The sequence below is a fragment of the Candidatus Binatia bacterium genome, assembly GCA_029248525.1.
GTDB lineage: Bacteria > Desulfobacterota > Binatia > UBA12015 > UBA12015 > UBA12015.
In genome coordinates, this window is record JAQWJE010000049.1 from 541,330 (window position 1) to 561,480 (window position 20,151).

Sequence of the window (20,151 nt, forward strand, 5' to 3'; positions counted from 1 at the left end):
GTCTAATCGACCCGGTTCGGCGGCGGTAGTTCGATGACCTTGGCGTCGAGCTGCCCGAGGCGGTCGCGCAAGGTCGGGTCGAAGGTGAAGTAGAGAATTTGCCAGCCCTCCGAGGCGAGTTCGGCAAGCGATGCTGTGAGCGCTTCGCGCCTGCCCGCATCGCTGGTGAGAAACGCGTCGTCGAGAACCAGAAACCCGGGTTCACCAAGAAGGCGGCGCACCAGGGAAAGCCGAATTGCGAGGGCTAGTTGGTCGCGGGCACCGCGAGATAGAGCCTCGACGGGAAACCGGGAGCCGTCGTCTCTCTCCACGGAGAGGTCTTGCGCGCCTTCGAGGGCGATCGCGCGATAACGGCCTCCAGTGAGTTTGGCGAGATAGCGCCCTGCTGCCTCGGGACCGTCGCCGAGTGCCTCGCGCAGCGGGCGGTCGATATCCGATGAAAGCTCCCGAAGTCCCTGAAGGGCGAGGCTTGCTCCCTGCGTTTGGTTGTCGATCTGCTCGACGGCTTCGCGTAGTCGGCTTCGTTCCGCACGCAGTTTCCCGATATCGTCGAGCCCTATGGCCGCCAGGGATCGATCCCGACGCTCCGTCAGTTGGGATCGCAATATGAGCAAGCGGGCATCAAAACCCTCCAGCTCGCTTTCGAGATCAGCGAGCCTCTGGGGGTTGGGCTCGATTCCGGGGTCTTCAACTCGTAATCCGTCGAGCTGGTCTTCGATTGGCTGGGTTTCGTCAAGCGAGCCAAGAAGGCTCTCGAGCGTTCTCTGGGCCTCGATGTGCAAGGCCTTGGTTTCCCCGCGCTCGCGCGTCTTTTCCTCGAGTTGCTCGATGGAGGAGAGGTTCACGCGGTTGCGAATTTCGGCGATCTGCCGCTGGGCAGCATCGAGTGTTCGGTTGCGGCCGTCTTCGATTTTGCGAGCTGCCAGTTCCTTTTCCTCGAGGGAATCGGTAACCGACTTCGCGGCGACAAGTTCGCCCTCGAGGCGCTCTTGCAGAATCAGGGCTTTCTGAAGTTGTACCGAGCAATCCGCAAGTGATTGGACTTCGCCGAGGTGCGCTCTGGCTCGCGCGAGCAGGTCTTCGCTGACTGCGGCCGCGTGACGAATCCGACTGCTGGCGGTGATCGCGAGTCCTGCTGCGATCAGGCCAAAGGTAGCGGCTGTGCCCGCGGCAAGCCCCATGGAGGCGGCATGCGTTCCGGCCGCATTTGTCGCCTGCGTGATCAACGCAATGGAAAGAAGCAGAAGGAGGGCGCCACCGGCGCCGAGCGGAATTTTCCACAATGCCCAGGTCCCGGCACTGGCAGCCGTCGTGCGCGCTTCCTCCAGATTTTCTTCGAGCCGGGCATTCTGAATGTCTTCTGCTCTGGTGAGCCCTCGGTCACGTGCCAAGCGTCGCTTTTTCGATTCTTCGTCAGAAAGCTCGATCTCTCCACGCAATCGAGAAGACTCGTTTTCGGCAGTTTTGGCGATCGCGGCGGCTTCCCGCAGAGAACCAATAGCCTCGCGCCATTCCCGAAGATCGCCATCCCCGAAGCGTTCCAGCTCGCGCAGTCGGCGCTCGTTCTCGCGAACGGCTCCTGCGGCTCGCTCTGCTGTTCGGAAGCGCTCGAATCTTTCGGCACCGCGAAGCTTCTCGCCGTAGCTCCGGGAGGCCGTTCGCTGCAGCTCTATTTGATGGATCTCTTCCTGTAATTTGCCGACTCCGGGTAAATCTTCCAGAAAGGCCTCGATGCGAGCGACCCTCTCGGTCAACCGCTGTCGTTCATCCGCTCTCGCGTCTCGCAGGGTGCCGTTGCGCGTGAGCCCGGCTCGTTTGCGAATAAGCTCGGAGATCCAAACGAGGTCGATGCCGACGAGGCGGTCGCGGATAGAATTGAGCCACGAACGACCGGTCTGCAGGGAGGGGTCGGCATCCCTGACGATAAAGAGTCGAGCCAACGAAGGGTGCTCCCGCAGGAGTTCGAGAACGCTGCCGCCGTCTTCCGGGTCCAGCAGGAGATCGATTTCACCCTGGAATCCCGGTCCCTCGCGGGTCTGCTCGATCAGCCGTTCTTGTCCCGGTCGCACGCGGTCCCGAAGGGCTCGGACCAGAGCGTCGATGCACGAGGTTTTACCGGCCTCATTTTTTCCATAGACGACGGTGACCGGTCCCGGCATCAAGACGAGGTCCCGCAGAGGGCCAAAGTTGCGGATCGACAGGCGTTGGATGCGAACGCTCACGGCAGAGCCTCGCGGAAAGAGTGCAGACCGATCTCCAAAGCCGCACGAAGGACGTTTTCGGATGCTCCGTGCGGATTCTCCGGCGAGACGCGCATCTTTTCAATGAATTCAGCCACTACCGGTATATCGGCCAATCCGGAGAAGTCAGTGATATCCACCTCGATCCGGACGTTGGGCTCCGATAGCTCATCCCCGTCCAGATTGTTTTGGGAGTTCTGTCGGATCGCATCCTCCAAGGAGGCTCGGAGGCTCGGCGCAGAGAGCAGGGCAATCCCGCTCAGGCGTGCCCGAATACAGACGCCGGGCATGCGGGACTCATTCGTGCGCCGGACGATTCTGTTGATAGCGGCGGCTTCTTCGCCGGGAAGGCAGTTTTCCTCCACGAGGGCATAGCTCCGTGTGGGCAGAGGCACGAAGGTATGATCGACGACGCCGATCGAGCTCTCGAAATCGACAAGGAGAACGCCACGTTGGCCCAACTCTCGGGGGCTGTGTGCGATCGGCGATCCTGAATAGGCGACCAGTCGCTCTCCTTCTCGATAGATCAGGTTCTCGCCGGCATGGACATGACCGAGGGCGGCATAGGTGCATCGACGGAAAAGGTCGTCCGCAAAGGCTGGCATGAAGGCGCCTTCGGCGCCTTCTCCACAAAATGCATTGGTCAACCCGGTAGCGAGAGTGGCATGAGCGACCAGTACCGTATGGCGGGGATCCATGGCGACGCCGATCAGGCATTCGGCAAGTGTGCGACCGCGTTGCCAGGGCACACCGACAATATCCAGGCCACAGACAGTCGCCTTATGGACAGGCATTTGGTGCAGTCGGACGGCATTGGCCCCCAGGTCGGTGGTTTCATCAAAGGCGGCGTGATCGTCGTGGCCGGGTAGAATGACGACGGGCAGGGGTGCGGATCTTTCCAGAGCGCTCCGAATGATCGGGGCCATCAGGGAGGGATCTGCGTTTCGATCGATCAGATCGCCGGCAATAATCACCATATCGGCGGCGCGTTCGCGGGCCGTGGCCAGGATCAGATCGAGCGCCCGAAGGCTTTCGGGTCGATCGGGACTCATTTGAAGGTCCGAGGTTTGGAGCACGCGGATGCGGGGCATTTTTTCGGAATAACTCGCTCAGGGGTTGATGTCGATTTGATTCGGTTTCCAGAGCCCCCAGACCAGCGGATTGAAATTCTCGAGATCTCGGGACCAGGCGAAGGCTTTTCGTTGGCGAACCAAACCGATGAAAGGAAGTTCCCTATGGATTATGGTCTGGATTCGCCAATAGAAAAGCTTTCTTTTTTCCAAATCAAGCTCGGCAGCGCCTTGATCGAGCAGATCGTCGATTTCGGCCTCCCACGGTGTGGCCGGGGTCTTCTGGGCAGGATTCCAAATATGGAGATTTCCGCTCGAACGCAGGAAGTTTGCGCCGTTGTTGGGGTCCAGACTGCCGGTGAATCCGATCATGACCACATCCCAGTCGTGGGTCACATTCAGTCGCTCGACGAGCGACTGAAAAGTCTGTGGACGGTAGTGAATTTTCAGACCCAGCGATTGCCAGTCCTGCAGCAGGATTGAGCAAAGACGCTCTCGAAGGGTGTTTCCCGCATTGGTCGTCAGCCCGAAAACAATCGGATTCCCATGACGATCTTCGCGAATTCCGTCGCCATCTCGGTCAATATATCCAGAGGTTTCCAGAAGGCGCCGCGAGAGCTCAAGATCGTATTGGTAATCTTCGAGATTCGGGTTGTGAAAGATATGATTCGACGGCGAGATGTTCGCGACCGAGGGGACCCCAAATCCGTAATAGACGGTATTGACCATACCGGGTTTGTCGACTGCGTGTGCGAGCGCTCGGAGGAAGTCTCGGTCCGAGAACCACTCCAGTTTCGGGTCAGGTCGACCATCGGCGCCCAGCTCGTTCCAATGGTTCGGGTTTCGATTGAAAACAACAAATTGATTACCCGTGTCGATCCCGATCTCATTTACATGAATCTCCAATTCGTCGGCCCGATCCTCGAGATTGGGAATTTCCTCCGGTCGCGGCTCATAATAATGAGTTTGCCCGGCAAGGAAGCGCAGGGCGATGGTGTTCTGCTCGGGGACGATCAGCGTGGCTCGCTTGGCCAGGAATGGCAGCGGGGCGCCCTCGGGGGTGCGCTCCCAGTAGTTGTCATTGCGGCTGAATTCCATGACTTGCGAGGCAACATAGCGGGTCATCCGGTAAGGGCCGGTGCCTACGATTTTCTCCGGCGCGGTGTCGATGCCCCATTTGCGGGTAAACTCACCCTCGTCGAGGCTCGCTCGCAGGAGATGCGCGGGTAGAATCCATACATCCATGGCATAGAGAAAAGGAGCAAACGCCTGGCTCATCTCAAACCTGACGCGATGGGGGCCATCGCTTTTCACCCGAATGGGCTCCCCGGCGACGGTCAGCGAGTAGCGCGCGCTATTGGGAACAGCGTCATTGAAGATCGTTTCAAACGTGAAGACGACGTCCGCGGAGGTGAAGGGCCGCCCGTCATGCCAGACAACATCCTGGCGTAATTCGAAGACCCAGACCCGCCCCTCATCCATCGATCGCCACGTTCGGGCCAGAGCGGGCGCCGGGCGTGTCGTTTTGGGATCGATGCGCACCAAACCTTCGAAAATCGGCGCGAGCGCTTGCCGGGAAGTATCATCGGTCACCAGAACCGGATTGAAAGTCTTGGGGTCGCTGAAAATAGAGTGGGCGAGGATTTCGTTGGAACGCTCGCGGGCGGCCCTTTCGGTCGAGAGCCATTCGCAGCTTCCGAGAAGAACGAGGCTTGCGCAAATTGCAGCAAGGGCCTTGGGCCACCTCATCGCGGGCTCGGGCGGAGAGACTCTTCGGTGGCGCCCGGAGGGGTAGGAATCAGAAATGTCGCCCGGGGCAGTAGCTTGTTGGCTTGGACTTCCGAATACTCGATGACGGCATCTGTGGCCGCGGCATGAATACGAATACGTTGCGGTATGAGGGCTTTGTCGACCTCGGTGAAATCCTCAAATGTCGCTCTTAGAAGTTGTTGGCCATTGCGGGCAATTCGTTGAAAGGAGACCGGGACGATCTTGGGCTCCCGGCGCAGACTCATTCGAGTGAATCCGATCACGATGCTGGTGTTCGCCCCATCCGCAGCGTGGAGAAAAACCAGCGGGCTGTCCGCGCCCGGCGGTGCATCGCCGAGGGGGCGGTTGGATGTCCAGGAACTTGCCAATGTTTCCGCACGAACTGGAGGTCGTCCGAGAAGAAGGCTGGTCATGTCCCGCGGGGATAGCGCGATTCCGATGACTTCGGCGATGGTTTGCTCGTCGGGAGGACCGCGAAACAGGATATTTTCTTGCGTCGAGAGCGCTGCGAGAGTTTCTCCGTCGGTGGCGACGGCGTAGCTGATGCCGAAGGGCGCGAGGACCTCGATACGGAAGGCGTCCGGGGCTCGCGCCATAACCACCTGCGATGCACGAAGCCGGTTCTCGGGAGTCGCGATCCGGACTTTTCCCAGAGCATCGATGCTGCGTAAATCCTTCTCCGCCACGCGGAGCGCTTCGATCAGATCGCTGGTCGCGATTCCCGAAAAGGAGCCCGCCACTCCGGAGTCCGTGGTTGGCCGGATGCTCGCGGCACTGCATCCGAGGGCGCAGATCAGAGGAAAAATTAAGGCAAGTCGTCGCACGGTTGGCCACTCAGAGGTTTTGATCTTGGGATCGATTGGCACTCTCATTGGTGCGAAGCTTGTCTTGAATCCGCAGCCTCTGTTGCTCGGACGGGGCACTATCGCCGGCTGTCTGATAGATGCGCCTCGCTTCGGCCTCTCGGCCCATTCGTCGATAGGCATCGCCGAGGTGCTCCTGAATCGTGGGGTCATTCCCGGTCAGCTCCACAGCGAGTTCCAGCTTTTCTACGGCACGAGCGTACCGGCCCTGTTGGAAGTAGACCCAACCCAGGCTGTCGAGATAGAAACCATCTTCGGGCTGGACTGCGAGTGCTCGCAAGATCAGGGACTCAGCTTCTTCGAGATGGATCCCCTGCTCGGCAAAGGTATAGCCGAGATAGTTCAATGCTTCGGAATTTCGCGGGTTCAGCGCGATGGCGCGGCGCATCGTGACCACGGCCTCGTCGCGATCGCCGGAAGCGTCGAGGAGCGCGCCAAGGGTAAATTGATAGCGGTCGTTTTCGGGATGCTGGTCGCTCAGTTGTTGGGCCAGGGCGATAGCCGTCGGCAAATTGCCGCGATCCCTTTCGATGGCAATTCGGTAGGTCATCAATCCGGGGGCATCGGGCCGCGCGGCTACAGCGGCCTCGGCATGGATGGCGGCCTCCTCGATTTCGCCTTGCTGTTGGGCGAGGTAGGCAAGTTGCAACTGCGCATCCGCAAAAATAGTCGCTTCCTTCGGGATCGCTCGGAGGTTCTCCCGGGCCGTGTCGACCTCGCCTAGCTCGGAGTATGTGATGCCGAGATAATAATGCACTTCGGGCCTTCCCGGGGAGGCCCGAAGCACAAGCTCCAGCTCGGTGGCGGCCCTGTCGTAATCCCCTTGATCCAGGTAGACGAGAGCAATTTTAACTCGAGTTTCGGTGGGATCATCTTCGATACGCTCGAGAGCGCGAAAATGTTCGAGTGCTTCGTCGAACTTTTTCTGATCGATGAGAAGAGCGGCGAGCCTTTCGCGCGCGATCGCGTTTTCGGGGTCCAGAATAAGGACGCGCCGATAGATATTGGCGGCGGCCTGAGGGCGCTGTTGCATCTCTTCCACCAAGCCAAGGTCGATAAGTACGATTGTGGAACGAGGATTCTTGCGAAGAGCTTCGCGGAAATGATCCTCGGAATCTGGCAGGCGCCCCGCGGCCGCGTGGAGCCTGCCCAGATAATAATGACCCATGATCGAATCGGGGTCGGCCAGAAGCAGCGCTTCAAGCGTTTGTTGTGCGGCTTCCTCGTTCCCGGTTTTTCTGTGGAGAGCGGAGAGGATCAGATAGGGCTCGGGGATCTCGGGCGAACGCCGGATGATTTCGCGATAGTGCACGGCCGCTTCGTCGTGAGCTCCCATCCCCTCAAGAGCACCGGCGAGCAGGGTGCGGCTGAATTCATCGTCGGGATTTCCCGCTACGGCGGCCTGGGCGTGGGGGAGGGCTTTCTCGAGTTCTCCGCGGCGAATCAGCAAGTGCGCCAGACGGGCATGTAGTCGCGGTTCTGCGGGGTCGAGGGTCGACGCCTTCTCGAAAGCCCGCCGCGCTGTATCGGTATCTCCATTCCGCAGAGCCACCTCACCTTTGAGAAATTCGCCGAGAGCTTCTTCCTGTGGTGAGAGTTGGAGATCTACAGGCCCCCACGAGGGTGACGAGCCCGGCAGTCCGCGGTGAGCGCTGCAGGCAGAGAGGGCCACAATCAAAAAGAGGGCCGGTATGGATTGGACGATCTTCACCGTATTTCAACTTAGCATGAAGGTCGCTGCGGAATAAGAGATTCTTGTCGATCGCAGGGTCGAATTTGTGACAAAAGAGGGCGTTTCAGCCTTCCTGATCCAGTGCCGCCTGAAGGGCTGCTGCATAGATCCGGCTCACGGGAATCTTTTTTTCCGCCGCAATGCGCTGACAGTCCGCATACTCCGGGGTGACCCTCTGCTCACCGCCCGGCAGCGTCACGACTTTCGCTTCGATCGTGCCAAAGCTTGTTGCCACATGGATCTGCCTGCGGGGCAGGATTTTGCGGGCCGCCATCCAGCTTCGGACCCCGATGGTCGAGGTTTCGCTGAGAAGGATGGTTTCCAGCCTTTCCTGCAGTCGGGGTGGCGCCAGAACCGTGATGCAGGTACCCGGGCGCCCTCGTTTCATGGTTTGCGGCTGGAGGGTGACATCGAGGGCGCCTGCGGCAAAGAGGTTCGCCATCGCCGCCTCGAAAAATTCTGGATTCATATCGTCGATATTGGCCTCGAGAACCAGGACCTGATCGGTTTGCAGCGATCCATCGTCAGGGGGCAGTGCCAGCGGCTGAGAGGGGGGAGACGTTTCGGCAACGACCAGCCGGAGCAGGTTCGGCCGATCTTTGAAATCCAGGTCGCCCGCACCGTAGCCGATTTCCAGAGGGCACAGGGGTGGGGCCGGCGTGGTTTCAGCAAGCGCCTGAATGATGGCGGCTCCCGTCGGCGTCACCATTTCATGATTTCCATCCCCGGGAACCGTCGGGTGGCCTCGCAGGAGTTCGAGTGTCGCAGGTGCGGGAACGGGCATCCGGCCATGGTCGGTCCGGACGAAGCCGCTTCCCGCTGGTACCGGGGATACGAAGATTTTCTCGAAACCAAAGTGAACCAGCCCGGCAGAGACGCCGACGATGTCCACGATCGCATCAAATGCGCCGACTTCATGAAAATGAACATCGTCGAGTTCCTTGCCATGGACGCGACTCTCGGCCACCGCGAGCGCACGAAAGATGCGGGTTGCATACTCGGTGGTCTGCTCTCCCAGATTGGCCGCGACGATGCGCTCGTGAATCTCCCGATAGGAATGGTGGTTGGTATGCGCATGCTCATGAGAATGTGAATGCGCGCCACGGTCTGTGCCAGGCTCTTCTTTTTGATCGCCAATCCAGACGTCTGCTTTCGTGGCGCGAATTCCGTTCTTATGAACCTCGCGGCACCGAACTTCCACGCCGGGCATTTCGAGCTTCTGGATCTGTTCGTCAAGGACGCTCGGCGGCAAGCCGAGATCCAGCAGGCTCCCGAGCACCATGTCGCCTGCGATTCCGGAAAAGGCATCGAAGTAAGCAATCCTCATGATGACGACCTACCAACGATCGGCCCCATGACGCTAGTCCAACTCGCTGAGGCTCTCGGCGCGTTCGACAGCTTCGAGAAAGAGGCGGTGGAAATTGGCTCGCGTACCTAGGATCTGGATGAAGGAGTCCAAGCCCACCAGCGCACGCCCGAGAAAAACGCTATGCGGCGGGGGAGACCGGAACACGCCGCTCTCGATTCTCAGCTGGGCTGACTTCATGGCTCGGGAGATGGAGCCGTATTCCTGAGGATCGTACTCTCGGTCGAGGGTCGCGGGTTCAAAGATCAAATCAACAACCTCGATCGTTGAGGTGGGGTCGTCGGAGGCCTCGAGGTAGCCCAGTGCAACGAGGGCGGCAATCTTTTCATCACGGCGATTATCCAGAATCCCGCGAGCAAGCCGGACGTAGCTTTGCCGGGTCTCTTCTTCCAGCACCCGGATTGACCCAAAGTCGAGGATGCCCATATGCGGATGATAGGTGATCAGATAATTTCCGGGATGAGGGTCGGTATGGATGACGCCGAACTCGAGAATTTGCTGCCATAGCGTCTGCTGAAACTTGATGGCCACCCAATCCTTGATGTCCTGATCAATGCCCGGCTTCATGATGTCGGCCAATTTGTAGCCGTCGATATAGCTTAGGGTGAGAACGCGGCGCGAGGAGAGTTCGTGGAAGACCTGCGGAATCAGAATCTCGTCATCGTCAGCAAACATCTCCGCAAACCAGTCGGTGTTTCGGGCCTCGTTTTCGTAGTCGAGTTCTTCGCCAAGGCGCTCTTCCATTTCCTGATGAAGAGCGTCGGCATCGATGGGTTGCCGAAAAAGGTCACGGCCGATCATGGTGAAGGTGTGCAACAAAGTCTTGAGGTTGCGCAGATCCTGCTCGACAGTCTTTTCCACTCCCGGATACTGCACTTTCACGACGATCGGGGTGCCGTCGGTGAGAGTGCCTCGATGAACTTGACCGAGCGAGGCAGCGGCGAAGGCCTCAGCTTCGAAGGATCCAAAAAGATCGTCGATCTTCCCGCCCAATTCCGCTTCGACGCGTTCGCGAATCATGTCGAATGGCATGGGAGGAACATCGGACTGTACAACTGACAAAACCTCAAGGACTTCTGTCGGGAGGATATCGTTTCTCATGCTGAGCATCTGCATCAGCTTGAGGAAGGTGCCGCGGAGTTCCTGAGAGCCTTCGACGATCAGCATCGCATTCCGCAGATGGGTGTCGAGGATTCCCTCGGCGCGTTCGTCGCCGCTCTGGAAAGGGCGTTTGAGAGCATTCACGAGGTAGTTGCCACTGACCTGTGTCGTCATCGTGCCCATTTTGAGCGCACGGCGGGCTCTTCCCGTCGTGAGTCCGGCTTTATCCTTCCGTGTGGCCATCGTTCCTCGGTGTATTAATCTGGGCGGCTGCCATTGCTGCCCCGAACCCGTTGTCGATATTGACGACACTGATCCCGGCCGCGCAAGAAGTCAGCATGCCGAACAGAGCGGTGAGCCCGTTCATGGCGGCGCCATAACCCACGCTTGTAGGCACGCCGATTACGGGACGCTCGACCAGTCCCGCAACTACGCTGGGCAGCGCTCCCTCCATGCCGGCGGCGACAATCAGGACATTGGCATCGGCAATTGTTTGGTGGGATGCGAGGAGACGGTGCAGGCCGGCGACACCGACATCGAAGAGGCGCTCGACAGGGTGCCCGAGGACTTCGAGTGTTGCGATGGCTTCCTCGGCAACCGGGAGATCTGTGGTGCCGGCGGCCATGACGAGGATCTTTCCGATGGGGGCTGGGTCCGGCCGGTAGTTCTGGATGCGCACGATTCTCGGTGTTGGCAAAAACTCCGCCTCGGGAATTTCCTCCTGAACAGCTCGCGCAGCTTCGTCGGAGATCCGGGTGACGAGGACGTTCTGCTTCGTCGCGTGCAGGCTCTTCGAGATTGCCACAATTTGTTCAGGGGTCTTGCCCTCGCCGAAGATGACTTCGGGAGCCCCTGTGCGAAGAGCACGGTGGTGGTCGACGCGAGCAAACTCGAGGTCTTCGAAGGGGAGAGATTTCAAGTTCTGGAGCGCCTCGGCGGGATCGAGTTTGCCGTCGCGCACGTCCTCGAGAAGCGCTTGTAGTTTTTGCGGGCTCACGTTTCGACTCCTTTGCTCTCGACCTCAATCTCCTCGATAGATCGATCGCGCGTTTTCAGAATACGAAGTCTTGCATAAGGGAGTTCGCAGATCTCGTCGACCGATGGCACCCGCTCGAAGTGATTCAGCAAGAGACCGCCCAGAGTTTCATAATCCCCTTCGGGTAGCCGCCATGGAAAACGTTCGTTCAATTCCTTGACTTCGGCCCTGGCTCGAACGCGGCAGGTGCCATTCGTTTGAACCTGTACGGGGTCGTTTTCGCGATCATACTCGTCAGCGATTTCGCCGACGACTTCTTCGAGGAGATCTTCCATCGCCACGATGCCGACGGCGCCGCCATATTCGTCGATCACGACCGCGAGATTCACTCCCTCGGCTTGCATGCGTCGTAGAACGTCGTTGGCCAGAATCATGTCCGGAACAAATGTCACGGGCTTCATGATCTCCTTCACCCGCTGCTGGTTCTGCGCGGTGAGAAGGTCGAATGCGTGAATCATTCCGGTGATATTTGGCATCCGCTCATGGAAGATGGGCAGCCGGGAAAGACCTTGGTGCTTCACTACACGAATCGCCTGCGCCACAGAAGAATCTTCGCGTAGCGCCGTGATATCGACCAGGGGCACCATCACATCCTTGACCTGAACATCAGCGAAGTCGAAGACCCGACGGATCATTTGTCGTTCTTCGCCAACATCTTCGGAGGCGTCCTTGGCGAGGAGGGTGGACATTTGGGAACGGCTCCATGCAGGGCCATCCGGCTCACGGGCACCTCCCGTCCAGGCACCGAGGGCGCGGAAGATTTGATCTCCCTGCAGGCCGTCGCGGGTAAATGCACGGGGGAGGCCATCGCCGATCAAGAGGGTCAGCGGTGTCATCAGGATCGTGATGATCAAACCAGTAGACCCCAGTGCCGTAAAGGCGAGGAGACCCAGTCCCAAAGCGACGGAGGCGGTCGCAACCTCGGCAATCAGGAAAGAACCCTGAAGGATGTCGTTCCACGATTCGGTTCGCGGGCCACGCAGGCAGGCGGTCTCCTTGGAGACCGCAAGAGTTCGAGCGATGAAGCCGCCGAGCACAAGCGAGGCAGAGATCCACAGCATCATGTTCATTCGACAGGCTCCACACGGACACGCCGCAGGACGGTGCCTTCGCGACGTTCCACCGTGAATCGGAGTTGCGCCATTTCGACCGTCTCGGCGACGCGCGGTATTCGACCAAGTTCTGCCATCAGCAGCCCGCCTACCGTGCTGGCCGAGCCATCGGATTCAATCGGCCTGTCGATCAATTCCGCCAACTCCTGAATCGGGAGCCGGCCAGAGACGAGGAGGTTGTGCCCGGATCGGATGTAGTCGGGGATTTCCTGATCGTCACCTTCGTCGCGAATCTCGCCGAAGAGTTCTTCGAGAAGATCCTCCATTGTAACCAGCCCGATCAGACTCCCAAGATCATCGAAGACCATTGCGAGATGAGTTTTCCGGCGCTTGAATTCGCGAAAGGCCGTATCGACTTGAGTATCCGGTGCCACGATTTCGACTGGGTGCAAAAATGATTCGAGATCGAAATCATTTTCCAGCTTTCGTCCGAGTAAATCCTTTACATAGAGGATCCCTGCGATCTCTTCGTCATTGTCGCGACGGATCGGGATCCGTGCAAAACGCGCTTCGTCGACTTTGGCGATCAAATCATCTGCCGAGATATCGATGGGCAGCGAGAAGATATCGACCCGCGGTGTCATGACTTCATGGACGGAGCGGCTACCGAAGGACCGGACATTGGCGAGAAGATCGCGCTCGTCGGGCTCAAGCTCGTGTGCCCAGGCAACGGTTTCTTCGTCCTCGGCATAGTTCCCGTCTTCACCGGTGGTTTGGCTGCGCGCAGCGTCTTGTCCCATGACGCGGAGGGTGCGGCTTAGCGGGAGGAGCAATCCGACCAGTGCCCAAATGCGCCCCTGCATCGGTGGCGGACGTTTTTGAGATCGCTTTCGGGTGATCATCGATGAGGTCCAGGCGAGAAATACCAGAATAGCGGCACCCCAGGCTGTGCCGGGGGTGAGGAGCAACCCGGCCGCGACAGCCGCTGCCAGAATCGTGTCGCGGCAAAGCCAGAGAGCCGTCAGGGCCGCGCGAGGAAAGACGCGGGCGTCGCGCACGGCGGCCGGATCTTCGCGCTCCGGGGTTCGGCGAATATTCAGAAGAAGCGCGCTCTCGGCGCGTGCGACCTGTGCGGCTGAAAATACGACCAGGCCTGCGGTTGCTACCTGCGTCAGCGGTAGAATCCAGAGGGAGAGGCTCATGAGGTTTCTCTCGCGAAGTGATCGAAGCCATGGCGGGTCGGCCGATGCGGGGCCCCCATGCCATCCATGAGGGAGATCGAACCGATTTGATCCGTGGTGCTTCCGATGACGCTCAGGCCAATCCCGCATTGGCCAGCCAGTTTGGCGAGATCGCGGTCGAGGCTTCGGGGCAAGGTGACCAGCAGTTCGTAGTCTTCGCCGCCGTTGGCCGCGAAATCGGCGCCGGACTGATCCTTTTTGTCTACGGCCGAGCTACGCGGCAACGACTCGCGTTCGACGACCGCGCCGACCCCGCTGGCTCGGCAGAGGTGCCCAAGATCAGCGAGGAGACCATCCGAGATATCGATCGCGGAAGTGGCTCCCGCGCGGGCTAGGACCTGACCGGCACGAAGCCGGGGTTTGGGGCGGGTAAATTTCTCACGCAGTGCGGGCCCGGGAATTTCACCGGATTCCCATAGGTGGACCGCAAGGGCCGCATCGCCAAGGTTGCCCGTGACGACGAGAAGTTCGTCGGGAGACGCTCCCGATCGCAGCAGGGCGGGCCCGTCCAACCTGCCCAAAGCAGTGATGGTGATCGAGAGCTCTGCGCCTCGACTCAGGTTACCCCCAGCAAGGATTGCTCCCTGATTGCGTGCCTCGTGCGCGACCGCCATGGTCAAGGCCTCGGTGGTCGTCTCTGAGATGGTCTCCGGGAGAATCAGTGAGAGCAGGATGCGCGTGGGGGTCGCGCCCATCGCGGCGAGGTCGCTGAGATTAGCGGCCACCGCCCGGCATCCCAATTCTTCAGGGGAGACCCAACCCGAGCGGAAATGCACGTTCTCCACCAACGCATCGGTGGTGGCGACCATCGAGCCGTCCTGCGGAGCGAAAACCGCGCCATCATCTCCCGGTCCGATTTCTCCCGCAGAGAGCGGGGTCTCCGCTTGAAGACGATCGCAGAGATTTTTCAGGAAGGCGTGCTCTCGGCCTTCGGCTATAGAGTCCCCGTCAGGCAAATCGTTCGCGAACCTTGTCGAAAAAGCTTTTGTGTTGCGGATGAACTTCCTCGCCGAAAGTATCAGCGAGTTCGGCCAGCAATTCGCGCTGACGTTCGTCGAGCCGGCGAGGTGTTTCGACAATCACGCGAACCAGTTGGTCGCCGCGGCCGTAACCGTGCAGGTCTGTAACCCCACGGCCACGCAGTCGGAAGACGCTTCCCGACTGCGTGCCTTCCTTGATTTTCATCGTCACCGATCCTTCGATGGTCGGGACTTCAAGCTCGGTTCCCAGCGAAGCTTGCGGGAAGGTGATTGTGACCTCGCAAAGAACGTCATTGCCTTCGCGTCGGAAAAGATCGTGTTCCTTGACCTGAACGACGACAAATAGATCACCGGCCGCGCCACCTGGGCCGGGCTCGCCTTCGCCGCGCAGCTTCAGGCGGGTTCCATGGTCAACGCCGCCCGGGATTTTGACATCCAGTGATTGCTGTTTGCGAACCTGACCTGATCCCCGGCACGGGTCGCATGGGTTCTCGACAACGCTTCCCCGGCCGTTGCAGGTCGAGCAGGTCTTGGCGACCGAGAAGAATCCCTGTTGGAAGCGAACCTGCCCGGCTCCCCGACATGTCCTGCAATTGACCGGCTTCGCGCCGTCTTTCCCGCCGGTTCCATCGCATGTCTGGCAATTGATATGCCGCGGGATGTCGATCTTTTTCTCGACACCGAAGCAGGCTTCCTCAAAGGAGATCTCGAGGGAATAGCTGAGGTCGTCGCCCCGGCGCCGGCGCCCGCCGCGACGTGAACCGCCGCCGAAGAAGTCACCGAAGATATCGCCAAAGATGTCCTCAAATCCTTCGGAATTGAATCCGAATCCGGAGCCGCCACCTTCGAACGCCGCGTGACCAAATCGATCGTATTGCGCGCGCTGATCGTCGTCCGACAGGATCTGGTAGGCTTCCGAGGCCTCGCGAAATTTGGCTTCTGCCTGCGGATTATCCGGATTTCGATCCGGGTGGTACTTCAGAGCGAGTTTCCGAAACGATTTTTTGATCGTTTCGCCGTCGGCCGTTCGTTCGATGCCGAGTACTTCGTAGTAATCAATCTTGGAGGCCACGCTCGCTCCCGATCCTCCAGCAAGAAGGGGCACGACCGAAGTCGCGCCCCTTTCCACAAGAGATTTGGTTAGTTTTTGACTTCTTCGAAGTCGGCGTCGACGACATCTTCGTCTTCAGGCGGTTGCGTCGAATCTCCTGATTCGCCCCCGGCCCCATTCATGTCGGGACCAGCCTCGCCAGCCTCCGCGGCCGTCTTGGCATATATTGCCTCGGCCAATTTATGAGCCGATTGGGTCAGTGTTGCGGCTGCGGCCTGCAGTGCGTCGGCGTCGGCGTCCGTATCTTCCTGAACCTTCTTGGCATCGGCGATGGCCGTTTCGATTGCGGCCTTGTCTTCATCCGCCAGAGACTCGCCATTGTCGGCCAGTGATTTCTCGGTCTGGTAGATCAGCGAATCGAGCTGGTTCCGTGCCTCGATCGATGCACGCCGCTTTTGATCTTCTTCGGCGTGGGTCTCGGCATCATCAACCATCTTCTGGATTTCTTCTTCCGAGAGACCCGATGAAGCGGTGATTTGAATGGATTGTTCCTTCCCGGTTCCGAGATCCTTGGCGCTGACCGCGACGATGCCGTTAGCATCAATATCGAACGAAACCTCGATCTGGGGCAATCCACGAGGAGCTGCGGGAATGCCGACGAGATCGAATTGGCCGAGCAATTTATTGTGCTCCGCCATCTCGCGTTCGCCCTGAAAGACTCGAATCGTCACGGCCGTCTGGTTATCCGAGGCGGTCGAGAAAGTTTGGCCTTTCTTGGTCGGGATGGTGGTGTTCTTCTCGATCAGTCGGGTGCAGACGCCGCCCAGAGTTTCGATCCCCAGCGACAAAGGCGTCACATCAAGAAGGAGTACATCCTTGACGTCTCCTTGCAGGACACCGCCCTGGATGGCCGCGCCGACCGCGACAACTTCATCCGGGTTCACTCCCTTATGGGGCTCCTTGCCGAAGAGCTTGCGGACGCGCTCCTGAACCGCCGGCATCCGGATCATGCCGCCCACGAGGACGACTTCGTCGATGTCGGAGGTGGACAAGCCGGCATCCTTGAGCGCGGTAATGCACGGGGCGTCGAGGCGGTCGAGGAGGTCCGAGCAGAGCGCTTCGAGTTTGGCCCGGGAGAGTTTCAGATTAAGGTGCTTCGGGCCCGAGGCATCCGCCGTAACGAAGGGAAGGTTGATATCCGTCTCGGAAGAGCTCGAGAGTTCGATCTTGGCTTTTTCGGCCGCTTCCTTCAGACGCTGCAGAGCCATGCGGTCCTGCCGCAGATCGATGCCCTGATCTTTCTGGAATTCCTCGGCCAGGTAGTCGATGATGCGTTGGTCGAAATCTTCTCCACCGAGAAAGGTGTCACCGTGGGTCGATTTAACCTCGAACACGCCATCGCCGACTTCGAGAATCGAGATATCGAAGGTGCCGCCGCCGAGATCGAAAACGGCGATCTTTTCGTCCGCCTTCTTGTCGAGACCATAGGCCAAGGCAGCGGCCGTGGGCTCGTTGATGATACGTTTGACCTCCAAACCGGCGATCTTGCCGGCATCCTTGGTCGCCTGACGCTGACTGTCATTGAAATACGCCGGCACCGTAACGACGGCCTCGGTGACTTCTTCGCCGAGATAGTCTTCAGCGGTCTGCTTCATTTTTTGGAGAATAAATGCCGAAATTTCGGCGGGGTTGTAACTCGTTCCGCGGCTTTCGACCCACGCGTCGCCGTTATCGCTTCGGACGACCTTGTAGGGGAGCAGGGCGCTGGCGGCCTGAACATCGGAGTCATCAAAGCGTCGCCCGATCAATCTCTTGATCGCGAAGACTGTATTCTCCGGGTTGGTGACGGCCTGTCGACGGGCGACCTGGCCAGTCAGTCGCTCGCCATTTTCCGCGAAAGCGACGGTGGACGGAGTGGTTCGTGCGCCTTCGGAGTTCGTGATGACCTGAGGGTCGCCGCCTTCGACGACCGCGACACAAGAGTTGGTGGTTCCCAGATCGATACCAATGACCTTGCCCATTTTGGATAATTCCCCTTATTGCGGAGTCGATAAGGTCCTCTCAAACGGCATCAGGGACGCAAAAGACGACGATCGACTCTAAATTTTGGATTTTTGGTGGTTCCCCGGAAAGATAAGCACGATTTCCCGGGCGACAAGGTCCAAGTGACCTATTTTCTCGGTGCTTCGGACTCTGCGGTGGGGGCTTGGGCGACGGTCACCTGAGAAGCTCTGAGGAGCCGGTCGTGGAGCCGGTAGCCGGGAAGATGCTCATCGATGACGTGCCCCGGCATTTCTTGCGTCGTGGGGATTTGGGCCAGAGCCTCGTGTTCCGCCGGATCAAACGGCCGTCCGACTGACTCGAGGCGTGTCACTCCGTGGCGTTCGAGCGTGCTTTTGAGCCCGGTCAGGACCATTGTGACGCCTTCCTGCAGGCCTTGCAGGGCGGACCCCTCTTCTGCTGCGCTGGCAGCCCTTTCGAGGTTGTCCACGCTGCTCAAAAGGTCCCGGAGCAGCCCTTCGGCTGCGAAGCGCAGGGATTCGGTCTTGTCCCGGAGCATGCGCTTTTTGAAATTTTCGACTTCGGCGCGGTCCCGCAAATGTTCATCTCGGGCCACGGCAACGGCGTCGGTTTTTTCGGCGAGAGACTGGCGCAGCTCACTGATCAACGCGAGCGCCTCTTCGAGAGTCTCGGGCTGTGCGATTTCGGTCGGGGCCTGGCCATCGAGGCCTTCCGGTAAATCTTGATTTTCCTCGTGTTTTTCAGATTCTTTTTCAATATCGCTCATCGAGAGGGTGCCTCGGAAAGGGGGCCCGTCAGGGGATTCCCATGTCAATTCAGGTCGCGCGCACGGCGAAAACCTAAGCACGGCATCAGCGTCTGTCAACGCGGCGGGGCGGATCAAGCCAAATGCGAAGCCTCGGTCCGAGCGGGGATGCGTGATAGACTCGGCGAGTGCGCGGTTCCACCTCACCTGCGATTGTCCTCCGGACAATTCCCTTCGGCGAATCGGATAAAATCGTGACGCTTTTGTCGCAAGATGCGGGAAAGATCACTGGTATCGCCAAGGGAGCGAAGCGCTCACGGAAACGCTTTGGTGCCGCACTCGAGCTCTTTTGCCACATTCGCCTCGATTACCGGGAGCGCCGGGGTTCCGACCTCGCATTTCTCGAACGCGCCGTGATTCTGCGTCCCTGGAGCGGATTGGTCTCTTCTCTCGAGCGCTATGTCGCGGCGACTCATATCGTCGAAGTTGCTGATAAAATGTCCGCGGAACGCGAGGTTGGTAGTGACCTCTATGATGTCGTGGTGGCGGCGCTGGAGCGTCTGGAACGGGCAGAGCCCTGCGCTGCGACGCTGCGGATTTTCGAATTGGCCGTGCTGGCCGTGTCCGGTTACGGCCCTGATTTCTCGGTTTGCGTTGGCTGTTCCAGCGAATTTCAGGCGTTTGATCGGGGGGCCCGGTTGCACGTCGCTGGTGGGGGCCTGCTGTGCAGCCAGTGTGCGGGTCCGGAGGCCTCGGGCCTTCTTCTCGGACCCGATAGCGTAGATTGCCTGCACCGCCTGACGGGCCTGGTCGCCGTGGGGTTACCGAACGAAACACGGGATACCTTCTGCGGAACCTCGCTTTTTTCGGTGGACGAACATTTGGAGATCGACTCGGCCCGGCACCGTGTCGCCAGTGAGCTCCGGCTGGCGGTCGCGGCGCTGATCGAACCCCATTTGCGCTCGCCCCTGCGCTCCCTCGATCTAATGAGCGGTATCTGACGGGCCCGAGCCAGGACCCAGTTTGTCGGCGTGGGCGTCCCGGATCGTGGTCAGGGAAAATTGCTCGCAGAGCCGCTTCAATTTGCTCGACATTTTTTGCCGGCCCAGCCGATTGAAGAATCGAATATAGCCCGGAGTTCCGGGCAGTTTGGGGGATTTCGGGTCGATTTCCCAAGGATGGGTGTAGACAATCGCCGGCCCGGATTCTCGGTTATATCGTTGCAGAAAGTGCGCGGTTACTGCGAAGGGAAGTGCCCGGAGGGTGAAACCGCCGCCGGCCAGAGGAAGAGTATGCCCTGTCGGGAGTTGAGACAGGGGCAGTGGAAACTCCCAAAGGCCCGACGCGAGGCGCCCGGGCAGACCTTCGGGGGTGATATACTCGGCTGCTGCTGGTTGGTAACGCAGCGGAAGCCAGCTGGAGTCCCATTGGAAGCCTGCCTCGGCGACACAATCCAGCGCCCATAGGTCCGCTGCTTCGCGGAGGAAAAACGGTGCCCGAAAACCGGCTACCGGACTGCCGACAAGGTTCTCGAGGGTTTCCCGCGACCGGCGAAGGTCTTCGCGGACCTCGTCGGGTTTCCGGTCGCCAAGAGGAAGATGTCGCGTGCCGTGGGAGGCAATTTCATGCCCGCGTGCGTGCGCTTCGCGCAGTAATTCCGGATGTTTTCCGGCCAGAGAGGCGAGGCAGAAGAGTGTGGCCCGCGTGTCGGTCTCCTCGAGAATCTCCAGCATTCTCCGGAGGTTTTCCTCGACTCGTGGGCCGTGCAGGGCAATTTCCGCGTCGGTCGCGGGGCCGGAGCCACGAGATTCATCATGGTACCAGTCCTCCACATCGATGGTGAGAGCGTTACGAACCGGATTCATGGGCATTTACTAGCAGA

Annotated in this window: 16 protein-coding genes; 1 reads left to right on the plus strand and 15 read right to left on the minus strand. The window is 59.5% G+C overall.

Features of this window, described 5'->3' with window-relative positions; genetic code table 11:
- Nucleotides 1-2: 2 nt before the first annotated feature.
- From P8K07_14910 to P8K07_14975, 14 genes are all read right to left on the minus strand, one after another.
- Nucleotides 3-2,222, minus strand: coding sequence for an AAA family ATPase (locus P8K07_14910; GenBank protein ID MDG1959811.1), 2,220 nt, complete (start codon nucleotides 2,220-2,222; stop codon nucleotides 3-5).
- Nucleotides 2,219-3,331, minus strand: a complete 1,113-nt coding sequence (locus tag P8K07_14915; GenBank protein MDG1959812.1) for a metallophosphoesterase — start codon at nucleotides 3,329-3,331, stop codon at nucleotides 2,219-2,221. Before P8K07_14915 ends, P8K07_14910 begins: the two co-directional genes overlap by 4 nt.
- Before the next feature lie 18 nt (nucleotides 3,332-3,349).
- Nucleotides 3,350-5,059, minus strand: coding sequence for an ABC transporter substrate-binding protein (locus P8K07_14920; protein ID MDG1959813.1), 1,710 nt, complete (start codon nucleotides 5,057-5,059; stop codon nucleotides 3,350-3,352).
- A complete protein-coding gene (locus tag P8K07_14925; GenBank protein MDG1959814.1) occupies nucleotides 5,056-5,820 on the minus strand; it encodes a DUF4292 domain-containing protein in 765 nt (254 codons plus the stop codon). The genes P8K07_14920 and P8K07_14925 overlap by 4 nt, the downstream gene beginning before the upstream one ends.
- 94 nt (nucleotides 5,821-5,914) lie before the next feature.
- Nucleotides 5,915-7,654, minus strand: coding sequence for a tetratricopeptide repeat protein (locus P8K07_14930; protein MDG1959815.1), 1,740 nt, complete (start codon nucleotides 7,652-7,654; stop codon nucleotides 5,915-5,917).
- Between the two features lie 85 nt (nucleotides 7,655-7,739).
- On the minus strand, nucleotides 7,740-9,002 hold the full coding sequence (gene larC / locus P8K07_14935; GenBank protein MDG1959816.1) for a nickel pincer cofactor biosynthesis protein LarC: 1,263 nt from the start codon (nucleotides 9,000-9,002) through the stop codon (nucleotides 7,740-7,742).
- A 33-nt stretch (nucleotides 9,003-9,035) separates the two neighbouring features.
- On the minus strand, nucleotides 9,036-10,385 hold the full coding sequence (locus tag P8K07_14940) for an AarF/ABC1/UbiB kinase family protein (GenBank protein MDG1959817.1): 1,350 nt from the start codon (nucleotides 10,383-10,385) through the stop codon (nucleotides 9,036-9,038).
- On the minus strand, nucleotides 10,366-11,139 hold the full coding sequence (gene larB, locus P8K07_14945) for a nickel pincer cofactor biosynthesis protein LarB (GenBank protein ID MDG1959818.1): 774 nt from the start codon (nucleotides 11,137-11,139) through the stop codon (nucleotides 10,366-10,368). Before larB ends, P8K07_14940 begins: the two co-directional genes overlap by 20 nt.
- Nucleotides 11,136-12,248 (minus strand): hemolysin family protein, encoded by a 1,113-nt coding sequence (locus tag P8K07_14950; GenBank protein MDG1959819.1) that lies wholly within the window; start codon nucleotides 12,246-12,248, stop codon nucleotides 11,136-11,138. Before P8K07_14950 ends, larB begins: the two co-directional genes overlap by 4 nt.
- On the minus strand, nucleotides 12,245-13,432 hold the full coding sequence (locus P8K07_14955) for a hemolysin family protein (protein MDG1959820.1): 1,188 nt from the start codon (nucleotides 13,430-13,432) through the stop codon (nucleotides 12,245-12,247). The genes P8K07_14950 and P8K07_14955 overlap by 4 nt, the downstream gene beginning before the upstream one ends.
- The gene (gene thiL, locus P8K07_14960) at nucleotides 13,429-14,427 is read right to left on the minus strand and encodes a thiamine-phosphate kinase (GenBank protein ID MDG1959821.1); all 999 of its coding nucleotides are present in this window, start codon (nucleotides 14,425-14,427) and stop codon (nucleotides 13,429-13,431) included. The genes P8K07_14955 and thiL overlap by 4 nt, the downstream gene beginning before the upstream one ends.
- A complete protein-coding gene (dnaJ, locus tag P8K07_14965; GenBank protein ID MDG1959822.1) occupies nucleotides 14,420-15,523 on the minus strand; it encodes a molecular chaperone DnaJ in 1,104 nt (367 codons plus the stop codon). The genes thiL and dnaJ overlap by 8 nt, the downstream gene beginning before the upstream one ends.
- A 68-nt stretch (nucleotides 15,524-15,591) precedes the next feature.
- Nucleotides 15,592-17,523 carry a molecular chaperone DnaK gene (gene dnaK, locus P8K07_14970; protein ID MDG1959823.1) on the minus strand — a complete coding sequence of 644 codons (1,932 nt, stop codon included), beginning with the start codon at nucleotides 17,521-17,523 and terminating at the stop codon, nucleotides 15,592-15,594.
- A 149-nt stretch (nucleotides 17,524-17,672) separates the two neighbouring features.
- Nucleotides 17,673-18,290: a nucleotide exchange factor GrpE gene (locus P8K07_14975; protein MDG1959824.1), complete on the minus strand. Its 618-nt coding sequence runs from the start codon at nucleotides 18,288-18,290 to the stop codon at nucleotides 17,673-17,675.
- A gap of 167 nt (nucleotides 18,291-18,457) precedes the next feature.
- On the opposite strand from P8K07_14975, the gene recO reads away from it, so the two are divergent.
- Nucleotides 18,458-19,270 (plus strand): DNA repair protein RecO, encoded by an 813-nt coding sequence (gene recO, locus P8K07_14980; protein ID MDG1959825.1) that lies wholly within the window; start codon nucleotides 18,458-18,460, stop codon nucleotides 19,268-19,270.
- Here recO and P8K07_14985 read toward each other — a convergent pair.
- A complete protein-coding gene (locus P8K07_14985) occupies nucleotides 19,253-20,134 on the minus strand; it encodes a polysaccharide deacetylase family protein (GenBank protein ID MDG1959826.1) in 882 nt (293 codons plus the stop codon). The genes recO and P8K07_14985 overlap by 18 nt on opposite strands.
- Nucleotides 20,135-20,151: the final 17 nt, after the last annotated feature.